This is a genomic window from Microbacterium sp. ABRD28, assembly GCF_003850245.1.
Taxonomy (GTDB): Bacteria; Actinomycetota; Actinomycetes; order Actinomycetales; family Microbacteriaceae; genus Microbacterium.
This window is the reverse complement of record NZ_CP031015.1, coordinates 3213245-3226785: the sequence shown is the minus strand read 5'-3', so window position 1 is coordinate 3226785 and position 13541 is coordinate 3213245. Positions and strand designations below refer to the sequence as shown.

10 protein-coding genes are annotated in these 13541 nt (G+C 72.1%); 1 reads left to right on the top strand and 9 read right to left on the bottom strand.

Features of this window, described 5'->3' with window-relative positions:
• Positions 1-3 precede the first annotated feature (3 nt).
• Entirely contained in the window at positions 4-963 is a 960-nt protein-coding gene (locus DT073_RS15555; RefSeq protein WP_124294216.1) for a Ppx/GppA phosphatase family protein, read from the bottom strand.
• A gap of 215 nt (positions 964-1178) precedes the next feature.
• Here DT073_RS15555 and coaA point away from each other — a divergent pair, with 215 nt between their 5' ends.
• A complete protein-coding gene (coaA, locus tag DT073_RS15550; RefSeq protein WP_124294215.1) occupies positions 1179-2129 on the top strand; it encodes a type I pantothenate kinase in 951 nt (316 codons plus the stop codon).
• Positions 2130-2136: 7 nt separating this feature from the next.
• On the opposite strand, the gene DT073_RS15545 is transcribed toward coaA, so the two are convergent.
• The 8 genes from DT073_RS15545 to DT073_RS15505 all read right to left on the bottom strand — a co-directional run bounded on the left by DT073_RS15545 (position 2137) and on the right by DT073_RS15505 (position 13539).
• The gene (locus tag DT073_RS15545) at positions 2137-2415 is read right to left on the bottom strand and encodes a hypothetical protein (protein ID WP_124294214.1); all 279 of its coding nucleotides are present in this window, start codon (positions 2413-2415) and stop codon (positions 2137-2139) included.
• A gap of 86 nt (positions 2416-2501) precedes the next feature.
• Positions 2502-7763, bottom strand: coding sequence for an NPCBM/NEW2 domain-containing protein (locus DT073_RS15980; protein ID WP_205782959.1), 5262 nt, complete (start codon positions 7761-7763; stop codon positions 2502-2504).
• Complete coding sequence (locus tag DT073_RS15530) at positions 7760-8845, bottom strand: glycosyltransferase family 4 protein (RefSeq protein WP_124294211.1); 1086 nt, start codon at positions 8843-8845, stop codon at positions 7760-7762. Before DT073_RS15530 ends, DT073_RS15980 begins: the two co-directional genes overlap by 4 nt.
• 1 nt (position 8846) lies before the next feature.
• Complete coding sequence (locus DT073_RS15525; RefSeq protein WP_124294210.1) at positions 8847-9044, bottom strand: hypothetical protein; 198 nt, start codon at positions 9042-9044, stop codon at positions 8847-8849.
• Positions 9041-9367, bottom strand: a complete 327-nt coding sequence (locus DT073_RS15520) for a hypothetical protein (RefSeq protein ID WP_124294209.1) — start codon at positions 9365-9367, stop codon at positions 9041-9043. Before DT073_RS15520 ends, DT073_RS15525 begins: the two co-directional genes overlap by 4 nt.
• Positions 9364-11082, bottom strand: a complete 1719-nt coding sequence (locus DT073_RS15515; RefSeq protein ID WP_124294208.1) for a hypothetical protein — start codon at positions 11080-11082, stop codon at positions 9364-9366. Before DT073_RS15515 ends, DT073_RS15520 begins: the two co-directional genes overlap by 4 nt.
• A 100-nt stretch (positions 11083-11182) precedes the next feature.
• Positions 11183-12532: a lipopolysaccharide biosynthesis protein gene (locus DT073_RS15510; protein WP_124294207.1), complete on the bottom strand. Its 1350-nt coding sequence runs from the start codon at positions 12530-12532 to the stop codon at positions 11183-11185.
• On the bottom strand, positions 12529-13539 hold the full coding sequence (locus DT073_RS15505; RefSeq protein WP_124294206.1) for a glycosyltransferase family 2 protein: 1011 nt from the start codon (positions 13537-13539) through the stop codon (positions 12529-12531). The genes DT073_RS15510 and DT073_RS15505 overlap by 4 nt, the downstream gene beginning before the upstream one ends.
• Positions 13540-13541 lie beyond the last annotated feature (2 nt).

Below are 13541 nucleotides of genomic sequence, written 5' to 3'. Positions count from 1 at the left end.
GCGTCAGACGCCGTCGCCGCCGGTAGGGGCCGTGCTCCACGACAGCGACTCGATGTAGCGCAGCAGCACGCCCTCGCGGAGGGCCCAGGGCGAGATCTCGAGCTCATCGATCTTCAGCATCGCCATCGCGGTGTCGAGCACGACCGCGGCCGCGACGATCTGGAACGTGCGGTCGGCGGTGATGCCGGGAAGCTCCTGCCGTGCGGCTGCGGGGATGCGGGCGAGCCGCGGGATCCACGACGCCAGCGAGGCGCGGGGGAGCAGCATCCGTTCGCTTCCTGTCCAGCCGGGGGCGGGGTAGCCGGCGAGCTTCGCCAGCGAGCGGATCGCCTTCGACGACCCCACCACGTGATCGGGCTTGTCGAGGGAGCGGAAGCGACCGATCACCGGCTCGAGGGTGGCCTTCGCATGGGCGCGCAGGCCCTCGACGGCGTCCCCGCCGGGCGGGTCGTCGGGCATGAACTGCACCGTCATCCGTCCGGCACCCAGCGGGACGGATGCCGCGGCTTCGGGCAGTTCGTCGGATCCGGCCGCGATCTCGAGCGAACCGCCGCCGATGTCGAAGAGCAGGATCTGCCCGGCCGACCAGCCGAACCAGCGCCGGACGGCGAGGAAGGTGTACCGGGCCTCGGCCTCGCCGCCGAGCACCTGCAGCGGCGCGCCGAGCGCGGACTCCAGACGCGCGATGACCTCGGGACCGTTCGCCGCCTCGCGGACGGCGGAGGTGGCGGTGGCCAGGAGCTCTTCGACGTTCTCGTCGGCGGCGACCTTTCGTGCCTCGGCCACGGCGTCGATGAGCGCCGTCACGCCCTCCTCGGTGATGGAGCCGTCGGGGGCGAGGTAGCGCATGAGGCGCAGCACAGTGCGCCGGCTGGTCGTGCCGAGCGGCCGGCCCCCAGGCTGGACGTCGGCGACCAGCAGGTGGACGGTGTTCGAGCCGATGTCGAGGACTCCGAGGCGCACGGGTTCAGGCTAGCGGGCGGCGGGTGCCGGGCGGTGTGGTGCGGTCGCGGTGCCGAACTCCTGCAATCCGGGGCGCGGGGCGCCCAGCCGAGCCGTTTTCGGCAGTGCTGGGCCGGTTCTGCAGGAGTTCGGGACGGGCGGCGCGGCGCAAGTTGTGACGCCGCCGACCCCGCGGCGCCCGAGGATCGGGGCGGCCGGTGGTTACGATGAGCGCCATGTCTGTCGACGAAGCGACCACCGACCTGGCACTCTCGCTGTACCGGGAGATCGCCCGCGACGACTGGGCGCGGATGGCTGCGGGGATCCCGCAGCCCCTCACCGAGACCGAGGTCGTGCAGCTGCGCGGGCTCGGCGACCGGCTCGACATCGCCGAGGTCGCCGAGGTGTACCTGCCGCTGTCCCGGCTGCTGTCGCTCTACGCCCAGGCCACCAAGCGCCTCGGCGCCGAGACGAGCGCGTTCCTCGGCGAGGCCGACACCACGACCCCGTTCGTCATCGGCGTCGCCGGGTCGGTCGCGGTGGGCAAGTCGACGATCGCACGCCTGCTGCGGGAACTGGTGAGCCGATGGCCCGGCACGCCACGCGTGGAGCTCGTCACCACGGACGGCTTCCTCCACCCCAACGCCGAGCTGGAGCGCCGCGGGCTGATGGCGCGCAAAGGCTTTCCGGAGTCCTACGACCGACGCGCACTCGTGGAGTTTCTCACCGACGTCAAGAGCGGGGCGGTCGAGGCGCGCGCGCCGTTCTACTCGCACGTGAAGTACGACATCGTCCCCGACGCGCACGTGACGGTGCGCCGCCCCGACGTCGTGATCGTCGAAGGGCTGAATGTGCTGCAGCCCCCGCCGGCGCCGAATGACGTCGCCGTCAGCGACCTGTTCGACTTCTCGATCTACGTCGACGCCGAGACCGAAGACATCGAGTCGTGGTTCGTGCAGCGCTTCCTCGCCCTCCGCCATGCGGCGTTCAGCGATCCGAACTCGTTCTTCCGCGTCTTCGCCGAGCTGAGCGACGAGGAAGCCGTGACCACCGCGCTCGGCTACTGGAACGACATCAACCTGCCGAACCTCGAGGCGAATGTGCTGCCCACCCGGCACCGCGCGACACTCGTGCTGCGAAAGGCGGCGTCGCACGCGGTGGAGAGCGTGCTGCTGCGCAAGCTCTGATCTGCGGTCACCGCGAGGAGTCGCGGTCGGGCTCGGCCGCTCCCGGCACGGCGTCCGCGGGGTCGGCGGAAGCGGGGGACGACCAGGTCGACGCCCTCTCGGCTGACGGCGCGCCTTCGAGCGTGACGAGGAGGCGATACTCCGACAGCACGCGCGCGAGGTCTTCCGCCTCCCGGCGGGCGCGCGCGGCGAGTTCGGGGTCGCGCGCCTCGACGCGGCGCGCGAAGCGGAGCGAGCGGTGGTGTGCGCGCTCGAGCTGTCTGATGGCGATCTTCAGTTCCCTCATCCGACCCCTCGACGCGGCCCGCGACGCCGAACCCGCCGCACGACCGTGCCGCAACTATAGCCCCGCCCGCGTACCCGGGCGGCGACTCAGGGAACGCCGAGGAGCACCGCCACGTCTCCGGAGTGCCAGTTCGCGGTCAGCAGGTCGCGACGGCCGTCGCCGTTGAGGTCGCCGGCGGCCACCGCGAACGGCGTGAGCGAGACGGGGATGGATTCCCCGGCGGCGAAGGCGCCGCCGCCGGTTCCGCGCAACAGCGTCACGCTCGTGGGAGTCGAGCCGTTCGGGTAGTTGCCGTGGGTGTTGGCCGAGACGATGTCGACGATGCCGTCGCCGTTCATGTCGGCGAGGACAGAGGCCTTCGGGCGTGGCCCGACGGCATGGAACTCGGTCTCGGCGAAGGTGCCGTCGCCGCGGCCGCGGAGCACCCCGATCGCGTCGGAGAGTTCGGCGGTCACGACGAGATCGTCGACACCGTCGCCGGTGACGTCGCCCCGCTGCAGGTTGTGCGGCCCGAGGCCCGACCAGTACTCCACCGGCGGCGCGAAGCCGCCGGCCCCGTCGCCGAGGAGCACCATCACACGGTTGGAGCCGTAGGCGGCGACCGCCACATCCGTGTCACCGTCGCCGTCGAAGTCGGCCGCCGAGAGCGAGTGCCCGGCGTTGCCGGCCGGGAAGAATGCCGGAGCGCCGAGGGCGCCCGTTCCATCGCCCGGAAGCACCGCCATCACATCGCCGCCCCAGCAGGCGGCGACCACGTCGCGGATCCCGTCGCCCGTCGCATCCGCGATCTCGACCTCGTGGGTGCGATCGCACGCCTCGAAGGCGCCGACCACCGAGAAGCCGCCGCCTCCGGTGCCGCGGAAGACCGTGACATCCTCACCCGCGGGCGAATCCTGATTCGCGGTGACGAGGTCGTCGATGCCGTCGCCGTCGAGATCGGACACGGCCACGTACTTCGGGAAGGTCCCCGCTCCCGTCGGGTAGGAGGTCATCCCGCCGAAGGATCCGTCTCCGTTGCCGAAGGCGACCGCGACCGCGTTCGCTCCGGCCACCGCGGCGGCGAGATCGAGGATGCCGTCGCCGTTCAGATCAGCCGCGCTCACCGAGTGGGTGAAGGGTCCGGTCGGGACGGATGCCGCTGTGGTGAACGGCCCGGTCGGCGTCGGTGTGGGTGTCGGAGTGGGCGTCGGCGTCTCGGTCGGGGTGGGCGTGGGCGTCGGGGTGGGCGTGGGCGTCGGCGTCGGGCTCGGCGTTCCCGACCCGCCGCCGCAGCGCAGCTGCGCTCCGGCCCAGACGGCGTGGTCCCACCACGGGTTGTCGCCGGCGTCCGAGACCTCCAGCACGAGGGAGCCGGCACCGGAGACATCCACGTCCACGGCCCCCGGCGCTCCGCCGCCGACGAGCGTGTCGGAGGTGAACAGCACCGTGCCTCCGCCGTCTCGGACGGTGAAGACGACCGAACCGTTCGCGCCGACGGTGTCGTCGACGCCGATCGCGCTGACCAGCCGAGTGCATCCGGCCGGCACGTCGACCGTCACCGCCGAGGCGGCGTGCACTCCGAGCCCCCGCTCGTACGCCGTTCCGCCGAGGGCGATCGGGGCGCCGTCGCCGGCGCCGTCCTCGCCGTTGGTGGTGTCACGTTCGATCGGACCCCACCCGTTGCTCTCGTCGCGCAGCGGCAGCTCGGAGACCCAGACGTCGCCCCCGGTCGGGGTGGGCGTGGGTGTCGGCGTGGGCGTGGGTGTCGGCGTGGGCGTGGGTGTCGGGGTGGCCGTGGGTGTCGGCGTGGCCGTGGGCGTCGGGGTCGGCGTGGGGCCGCCGCCCGACCCCCCGCAGGCGAACCGGGCGCTCGCCCAGACCGCGTGGTCCCACCACGTGTTGTCACCGGCGTCGCCCGCGCGCAGAGTGAGGGATGCCGCGCCGGCGACGTCGAGATCGACCTGTGCGGCTCCGCCGCGACCGGTCAGCACCGAGGAGGAGTACAGGGCCTCTCCGTCGGCGAGCACCTCGAACACGACCGAGCCGTTCAGCCCGACGGTGTCGTCGACACCGATGGCGGACCGGAAGCGGGTGCAGCCCTCGGGCACCGCGAGCGTCACGGTCGAGGCGGCGTGGACACCGAGGCCGCGTCCGTGCTCGACGCCGTCGAGCACGATCGGCGCCCCGTCTCCCGCAGCGTCCTCGCCATTGGTGGTGTCGAGCTCGATCGGCCCCCACCCGTTGGCGGCGTCGGTGAGCGGGAGCTCCGACACCCACATCTCTGCCGGATCCGGCGGAGGAGTCGGGTTGGGTGTCGGAGTCCCGGTCTCGGAGGCCGTCGGGGTCGGAGTCGGTGCGGTGTCGCCGCAGACGAACCGCGCCCCCGCCCAGACGGCGTGGTCCCACCAGGGGTTGTCGCCGGCGTCGGTGACGACGAGGGTGAGGAAGGCCTCGGCGGAGACATCCACGTCCACCGTTCCCGCGCCGCCGCCGCCGGTGAGCACCTCGGAGGTGACGAGCGCGCCCTGCGCGCCGCCCACCTCGAAGGTCACCGACCCGTTCGTCCCGACGGTGTCGTCGACGCCGACCGCGCTGACGAACCTCGTGCATCCCTCCGGGACATCGACGGTGACCGACGAGGCCGCGTGCACACCGAGACCGGAGGAGTACCCGATGCCGGCGAGCACGATGGGTGCGCCGTCTCCGGCGGCATCCTCTCCGTTCGTCATGTCGATCTCCACCGGACCCCAGCCGTTGGACACATCGCGAAGCGGCAGCTGCGACAGCCACACCTCGTCGCCGCCGCCGGCGGGCTCGTCGATGACGAGCGTCGTCTCGGCGTCGCCCGTCGCGCCGAGCGAGTCGGTGGCGACCACGCGGAGGGTGTGAGAGCCCGGCTCGGTGACGGTGGTCACGAGCGTCGCATCGGTGCCGATCGGGACGCCGTCGAAGAACCACTCGTAGGTGAGGGTGTCGCCCTCGGGGTCGCTCCCGCGCGCGACCGCTTCGACGGTCACCGGTGCCGGACCCGAGGCGACGCCGGGAAGCTCGATGGCCACGGCCGGCGGAAGATTCTCGTACACCGCCCGGAAGGTCGAGGCGCCCTCGCCCGCGACGAACGTGCGGGAGGCCTCGGCGACGCCGTCCGACCACCCCGCGAAGGTGCGGCGCGCCTGTACGAGGGGAGCGGTCAGCGTCTGGGTCGACCCGCGGATCGGGCGGATGATGGCGGGCCCGTCGATGCGCAGACCCTCGTCCTCGTAGATGACCCCGAGCCCGGCCGGCTCGGTCTCGACGGTGTACGGAAGGCGATCTGGGGTCGCCGCCTCGCAGCGGACGTCGGTGAGCCCCGACGGCGAGGTGGCGGTGAGGCACACCTCGTAGAAGGTGTCGTCACCGTGCTCATCGACCGTGACGACACCGGTGGTCGCCGTGGAATCGGCGGGGTCGACGGTCCACGAGGGGGTTCCGAAGTGGCTGTGCTGGTTGTGCCACTGCCGCACCTCCCACCGGTGCCCGGTGGTGGGCATCGGACCGTCAGGTGTGGACGCGCGCCCCCGGAACACCAGCTCGTCGCCGATCGCGTACGGCGACGGAAGGAGCGGGTCCACCTCCGCCAGCGGCGGATCGTTCCCGGCGGTCACGCGCGTGGTCGTGGTCGACGACAGCCCTCCCGGCCGGTCCTGCGTGACGGTCAACCGCACGTCGTAGGCGCCGGGCTCGGTGAAGACGTGCGTCGGCTCGACGTCGGCGGACACGGGGGAGCCGTCTCCGAAATCCCACGCGACCCGCAGCGGCGCGCCGCCGGCGTCGTACGACGACCGCGACGAGAAGGCCACCTCCAGCGGTGCGACCCCCGATGTGGCGGAAGCGGTCGCGATCGCCACCGGCGGGGCATCCGCGTCGAGATAACGGATGCGACGGATCTCGCCCCCCGCACTGGCGTACTTCACCCAGTAGATATTCGTGTCCGGCCCTGCGACGACCTGCACCGGGCCCGAGCCGGCTCCGGTGTCGACGCCGAACTGGGAGACGTTGTTCGCGGCGCCCTGCGCGTCGAAGTGCACCGCACGGATCCACCGGCGGTTGTAATCGGCGATGAACAGCGCGCCGTGATACGCCTCCGGATACGCCTCACCCTCGTAGAACGCTCCGGCGTTGGCCGCGGCGCCGCCCGCGGAGTGGTCGTAGGTGTACACCGGCGCGGTCACCGCCTCGAGCCCCCGGTCGTAGAGGGCCGCGCAGGCCGACGCGGTGCCGGTGTTGGCGGCATAGGTGTCCTGTCGGCGGCTCACCGTCGACATGCCCTCCGACCCGGCGGCCAGTCCACCCTCGTAGCAGGGCCAGCCGAAGTTCGCCCCCTTTCCGGTGTTGATCTCCTCCCACGTGCCCCAGCCGACATCCCCGACCCAGGCGGCACCGGTCTGAGGGTGGATCGCCATGCGGAACGGGTTCCGAAGTCCCGACGACCACACCTTCGAGCGATTCGCCCCGGGGTCGTCGGCGCGGAAGTAGGGATTGTCGGGGAGCCCCTCGCCGGTGACGGGATCGATGCGCAGAACCTTGCCGGAGAGCGAGTCGAGGTCCTGCGCGAGGATCGCGCGCGGATCGGGGCCGTTGTAGTTCGCTCCGTCGCCGTTGGTGACGAACAGCGACCCGTCGGGCGCGAAGCCGACCGTGCCGATCGTGTGGGAGTTCTCATCCGACCCCAGGCAGTCGCGGATTGGCTCGCCCTCGAGGGTGCCGCCGATCATGCACGACACCCGTGACGTGTCGCGACCGTCATCCTCATTGCCGATGTTCTCCCGGGTGCTGGCGGTGCCGAGCAGCACGACGCCCGAATCGGGAAGTGCGCGGCGGTAGTCGAACGCTGGGTCGGCGGTGAACCGCTCCAGACGGCTCACCCGCCCCGGGATCGGCCACCCCTGATCGAGCAGAACCCCCGGCGGGTCGTAGGTGTAGAGGAGGTAGACGTACGGCTCAGCCGGGAAATCGGGATGGACCGCCAATCCGAGCAGGCCCCGGTCGTCGTTGTCATGCACCCTCTCGGAGATGTCGACGAACGGCTCAGGGGCGAGGCCGTCCGGCCCCTTCACCCTCACGACGCCGCCCTTCAGGGCGATGAACATGTCGTCCTGCGGTGTGAAGGCGATCGCGGACGGATACGGCAGCCCCGTCACCACCGACTCGTCGACGAAGCCCGGGGGGAGGTCTCCGAGCGCGGCGGTGGCGGAGGGGAGGGTGGCGGTCAGGGCGAGACCGGCGAGGGTGACGGCGGTGATCGCCACGGTCGTCACGGCACGGCGGACGCGCCGCCGCTTCGGGTGCAGGTCTGCGCGCAGATCTGCGCGTGGCGTGGTCGAGGTCATGTCGCCTCCTCGGTTGCGGGCCGTGCACCGCGTGCTCGACGAGCGGCGGTATAGACGGCGTCCAGTCGTTCGCGGATCGCCGCGGGGTCGGTCGCCTCCCGCGCCCATGCGGCGCTCTGGCGCGACAGCCGGATGCGGCGCTCACGCGCGGCCATGAGCCCGCGCACCGCGCGCGCCTGGGCGGCGGGATCGTCGGGGACGGCGACGACCAGGTCGTGACCGACCGGTCCCAGCGTCCGGGCGACCGGCTCCGACACGACGCAGGGGACGCCGGCCGTCATCGCCTCGAGCAGCGCGATGGACTGCCCCTCCCACCGGGAGAGCTGCACGTAGAGGTCGGCACGGGCGAGGAGACGTCGTTTGTCGTCGCCGAACACCGGCGGGAGGAAGCGGAGGTTCCGCGGGGCGTCGGCGATCAGCCGTCGCGCCTGGTCGGGGTCGTTGTGGTCGAGCTCGCCGTGCACCTCGAAGCGCAACTCGGGAAGGGCGTGTGCGAGTGCGGCGACGCGGTCCAGGCCCTTCTGGTACACGTCGAACCGCGCGAGCGTCACGGCAATCGGAGTCAGGGCGCGGCTACCGGTGTGCCGGGGCGCATGGTCGGGGGCATCCGGCAGCGGGTTGCGCACGATCGTCGTCCGCGCGCGCGGCGCGATCGCCCGGACGTCCTGCTCCTCGACCGCCGACAGGCACACCACCCGTGCCGCCGCCCGCAGCGCCGGGCGTTCGAACAGCCGGATCCACACCGCCTTGCGCCACCGGTCGCGTGCTCGCCCGGCGGGTGCGAGCCCCGAGTGGGGCGACAGAACGAACGGCGTGCGGGTCAGTCGGCACGTCATCGCGCCGACGGCGTTCAGCGGACGATACACCGAGTGGAAGTGCGCGATGTCGGGCCGGAGACGTGCCAGCACGCGGATGACGCGGACCGCCGCGATCGGGAGAGGTGCGCCACCTCGCCAGGCGGCGTCGAGCACCGCGACCGAATGACCGGCCTTCCGCTGTGCGTGGGCGAGGGTCGTCACCACCGCGCCGATGCCGTCGAGCGGTGAGGGGGAGGTGGCCAGATCCACGTGGACGATGCGCATGTCAGCCTCCCAGCACCACGAAGCGGGCCGCGATGACGACGAGGGCCAGGAGGATCGCCGCCCCGGCGACGATGCGTAGCGCCACGCGCGTGCGTGCGGAGAAGAGCCCGACGACGCTGACCGTCCAGCTGATTATCGCGAGCACCACCGCCGAGATGCTCGCGGCGAGGAGGGCGGGGGAGAGGAGGAATTCGCTCATCGCGACACCTCCCGCACTGCCAGCGCGGCCGACGCGACGACGGCGACGACTCCGACGACGAGCGCCGGGTGGAACAGGCCCACCAGAAGGAGCGCCTGCGCGATGACAGTCGCCGTCCCGAGGCCCAGCGCCACCACGAGCACGAGCGTCTGCGCCGCGGGGCGATCGCCGGGCAGCGCGAGGGCGACGGCCATCCCTGCACCGAAGAGGGTGAACGGCGCGACCACGAGCATGGGGCCGACTCCCTCGGCTCCGCTCGCGGAGAGGACGACGGCGCCGAGGGCCCAGGCGAGCAGGAAAACGGTGGACAGTTCGCGGATCATCCGGCACCCCCCACGCGGTACACGACTCCGCCGGAGTTCTCGCACACCACGGTCATTGCGGGATCCGCGGCCAGCTCGCGCTGCAGAGCCGTAGGCCAGGTGGCCGGGGCGCCCAGAGAGCGCACGACGAACTGCAGCTGAGGCTCTGTGAAGATGAGATACCTCGGTCGGGGGGTCTGCTCGAGCCGGGCTCTCAGATCGTCGGCGGTCTCGGCGTCGAAGACACGCTCGTTGGCCGAGAGATGCAGGTGGTCGGCGATGTCGCGGAACTGCCATGCGAGGTGAGGGCTCACCGACAGGATCGTCGACCCTGCCGGGGCGCGGTCGTACAGGCATCCGGCCAGCGCGATCTCGTCGGCCCTCACGCGCTCGAACGGCTCGTTGCCGTAGCGGGCGACGAGGAACGGCGGCACGCAGGCGACGCTGACGATGACGACGGCCGCCGCCGCGGCGCGACCGAGTCCGCGCCGGGTGATGAAGAGCTTGGTGACGAGCATGGCGAGGAACGGCGTCGCGAAGACCATCACGCGCAGCACCCCCTCGCCGCCGTAACTCTGGGCGAACAGGAGGAAGCCCGGGGCGGCGGCCAGGAGCGGCAGCGACAGCTCGATGCGTCGATCGCGGACGTATTCCGCGATGACACCGCCGGCGGCGGCGAGGACGACGGCGAGCGTGAAGCCCAGTCGTACCGCGACGACCGTCTGGTGCTCGGCGGAGCCGCCGGTGCGCTCGACGATCCCTGCCGACAGATTGCCCACGGGGTCGCCGACTCCGCCGAAGACGTCGGCGATGAACGGGATCCAGAAATCCGACGCCCCCCACGAGACCCAGACGAGGGCGGTGACCCCCACGATCCAGGCCGGCAGCATCCACGGGAGGCGTCCCGCGTACCACAGCACGGCCAGCTGGACAGCGATCACGAACGGTGTCAGCTGATGGGTCATCGCCACTGCGGCGCAGAGCACCACGACCGATCCGACCAGCAGCAGTGCATCCGGGATGCGCGCGCGCACGAGAGCGGCGTCCCGGATTCCGGGTCGGCGGGGCCACAGCAGCCCGCCGCGCCGAAGCACCCCGTCGCGCGTCGTCCACAGCGTCGGTGGTCGATCAGACAGGGTCAGCACGATCGCGATGATCGACAGCCCCAGGAGGAGCGCCAGCGACTGCGGCGCGAAGTAGTCCTGTCCGAACCAGTCGATGAGGGGGAAGAACCACACCGCGAGCCAGGGAGCCCGCCAAGATCCGCGCCATACGACCACGCAGCGCCGGGCGATGACGAGGATCGCAGGAAGCATCGCCAGCACGAAGAACAGCGGCGCGAACCGCAGCACCGGCTCGGGCACGGAATCGCCGGCGGGCGAGAATGCCGACGCGGTGACGACGAAGAACGCCGGCCAGCTGAAGCGTGCGCCCAGGCTCGGGAGCACGTCGTGATGCTCCATGACGTGTGCGGTGTACCCGGCGTGCAACCACGCGGTGGGAAAGCGGGCGAGCTGCTCGAGCACGATCATCGTGCCGTGCACGACGACGGCGAAGGCGCCCGCCAGGAGCCCGAGCGTCCACGGATGCTCCTCGGGCAGGCGGAGCACGAAGACGAAAGCGCCGACGAGGCACAGGACGGTGACCAGGAGCGAAGCGGGCCACACCGTCACCACGGCGAAATGGAGCGCCGTCACCGTGAGGGCCGCGGTGGTGAACAGCAGCGGTCGCCGCATGATCGCACCGCGGGGCCCGCGGGGGCGTTCTTCCGGCGCGGACGGTGGAGACCCCGCAGACGTCGTCCGGGCGCGGGAAGGCGAGGTGTCGCGCGAAGACTCAAGGACCATGGGTCACCGCCCGGGTCGTTGTGCGGCGACTTCCGGAGAGAAGGAGCACCGCGGCGAGGGCGACCAGCTGTCCCGCCGCCCACGCGAAGGCCATGCCCAGCGCGCCGGCGCCCGGCACGGTCCAGGCGGCGATCCCGAGGACCGCCGCTGCGTGGATGACCTCGACCAGGGCGATGCGCCCGGTGCGCCGTGCGGCGCGAAGCCTCGCCAGGCGCAGGATGAGGATCGCGCGAAGGAGGGATGCCGCGGCGAAGACCTGCAGCACCGGTGTGCCCTGCACGGCGTAGGTCGGACCGAGGAGGGCGAGGATCGGTTGCGCGAACACCGCCAGGGCGGTGGCGCCGACGGCGACGACGACGAGGGTGCGGAGGGTCACCCGGCGCGACAGCTCGTCTGCGCGCTCCGGGGTGCGGGCCAGCTCGGTCGCGAGTGGAACGGCGGCATTGTGGGCGAGGGTGTCCAGCACCAGCACGATCGCCCACGCCGCCGCGAAGACGCCGGCCATCTCGGCCCCCGACCAGGCGAAGACGATGAAAGGCAGAAGCGTCGTGCATGACTGCAGCGCGACGACCCCGATGTAGTCCGTCGCGAGGAAGCGCGCATCCTGGCCACGGCGAGTGCCGACAGCGATGTCCGGCGCCCGGGGCGCGGCGATGCGGGGGAGGGCGATCACGAGGGCCGCCACGGGTACCACGAGGACGATGGGCACGAAGGTCGCGAGAACGATGGCGTCGCCGCTCGGGACGGCGCCGGGTCGTGCCGTGGCGGGCAGCAGAGCGACCGCGCCGCCGAGCACAGCGATCTTCAGCACGGCGTATCCGCCGTTGAGCACGGGGACGAGTGCCGTGCGCCGACGGGCGATGAGGAGGGCGTCCTTGACCGCGAACGTCGTCCACGCCACCGCGCAGGTCACGAGGAGGGGGAGCGTCGCGGGAACGATCGCCGTGCGAGCCGCGAGGGCGTCCACCGTCACGACGACCGCACTCACCACCGTTCCGACGGCGAGCGTCGCGCCCGCGGCGAGAGCCCACAGGCCGAACGCCGCGGTGCGGCCGTCTCCCGACGCGCGGGCGAGGAGAACGCCGGCCGACTGGTAGAGATTCATCTGGCCGAGGCCGGCGATCGTCAAAACGATCGCGACCGTGGCCGTTCCCGTCCCCACCGCCTCCACCGGCAGGAGGCGCGCGGCGACGACCCAGAAGGCGAAGCCCAGCGCCGCGGTGACCACGGTGTTGACGAGCATCAGGTGGCTCCCGCGCAGCGCAGGATCGGCCCACTCGCGGGCGAGCAGCGCCGAGAGCCCGCGGCGCTCGCTGGTCGTGCGGTGGGTGGCCATCATCCGGCCGCTCCCGCCCGGTACCCGTGGGCATGCGACATCGCGGTCGGCGTCGTGAGAGGCCGGCGTTCCGGCCGGATGCGAGCGCCGACATACCCGACGACGGTTGCGGCGAGCCCGATGACGACGACGCCGGCGCGGGCGAAGGCGGCGGGCCGGAGATGCGTCAGCCCCTCGCCGAGGGCGCGGATCGTCGCGTCGAGAAGGGTCACGACGACGAATCGCCGTTCGGTGCGCAGCGTCGCCGCGCCCGGGTGCCGGCGCGACACGGCCGCTTTGCTGCGCCCCTCGCCGCGGCAACGCCGCAGGAAGTAGTCCAGGCGCTGACGGTGGGAGGTGACGCGGTGGTGTACCCGGGCGCTGCGGGCGAGCACGATGACGGAGCCGGATGCCTGCGCGGTCAGCCGCAGCGAGACCTCCGTCTCCTCGCAACCGGCCGTCGACGACCCGACCCGACCCAGCTCGGTGACGAATCCCCCCGCGAGGGAGAGGGCCTCCGCGCGGAAGGCCATCGCGCAGCCGACGGGGTTGCGAACTGCTCCGCCGTCGTCCGGGAGCCCCCGGTGGCTGCAGCCGACCACCCAGAGAAACTCGTCGGGAAACCACCCGGGGCGCCCCGGAGCATCCCACACCGGGACAGCGAACCCGCTCACGCCGACGACATCCGGGGCGGCGAACGGCGCGGTCATCCGTTCCACCCACGTGGTCTCCGCGACGGCGTCGTCGTCGAGGAACATCACGATGTCGGCGTCGGCGTCGGCGGCGGCTCGCAGGCCGGTGTTCCGTGCATCGGACAACCCCTGGCGCCCCGAGTTGCGTACGACGACGGTGTCGGCCTCGAGCTCAGCGCTGAGCAGGGCGAAGAGGTCGTCGTGGTGATCGACCACGACGATGACGAGCGCCGGCCGCATGGTCTGGTGGGAAAGGGAGGCGCGAGCGGCGCGGAGGTCATCGAGGCGCTGTGGTGTGAAGCAGCAGATGACCACCGCGGTGCGGGTCGGCGGGGGCATGG

Bases quoted from the DNA above. Each gene is read 5' to 3' on its own strand.
- DT073_RS15530 (WP_124294211.1), bottom strand. From the start codon at position 8,845: ATGCGCATCGTCCACGTGGATCTGGCCACCTCCCCCTCACCGCTCGAC.
- DT073_RS15515 (WP_124294208.1), bottom strand. From the start codon at position 11,082: ATGCGGCGACCGCTGCTGTTCACCACCGCGGCCCTCACGGTGACGGCG.
- DT073_RS15525 (WP_124294210.1), bottom strand. From the start codon at position 9,044: ATGAGCGAATTCCTCCTCTCCCCCGCCCTCCTCGCCGCGAGCATCTCG.
- DT073_RS15505 (WP_124294206.1), bottom strand. From the start codon at position 13,539: ATGCCCCCGCCGACCCGCACCGCGGTGGTCATCTGCTGCTTCACACCA.
- DT073_RS15545 (WP_124294214.1), bottom strand. From the start codon at position 2,415: ATGAGGGAACTGAAGATCGCCATCAGACAGCTCGAGCGCGCACACCAC.
- DT073_RS15510 (WP_124294207.1), bottom strand. From the start codon at position 12,532: ATGATGGCCACCCACCGCACGACCAGCGAGCGCCGCGGGCTCTCGGCG.
- coaA (WP_124294215.1), top strand. From the start codon at position 1,179: ATGTCTGTCGACGAAGCGACCACCGACCTGGCACTCTCGCTGTACCGG.
- DT073_RS15520 (WP_124294209.1), bottom strand. From the start codon at position 9,367: ATGATCCGCGAACTGTCCACCGTTTTCCTGCTCGCCTGGGCCCTCGGC.
- DT073_RS15980 (WP_205782959.1), bottom strand. From the start codon at position 7,763: ATGACCTCGACCACGCCACGCGCAGATCTGCGCGCAGACCTGCACCCG.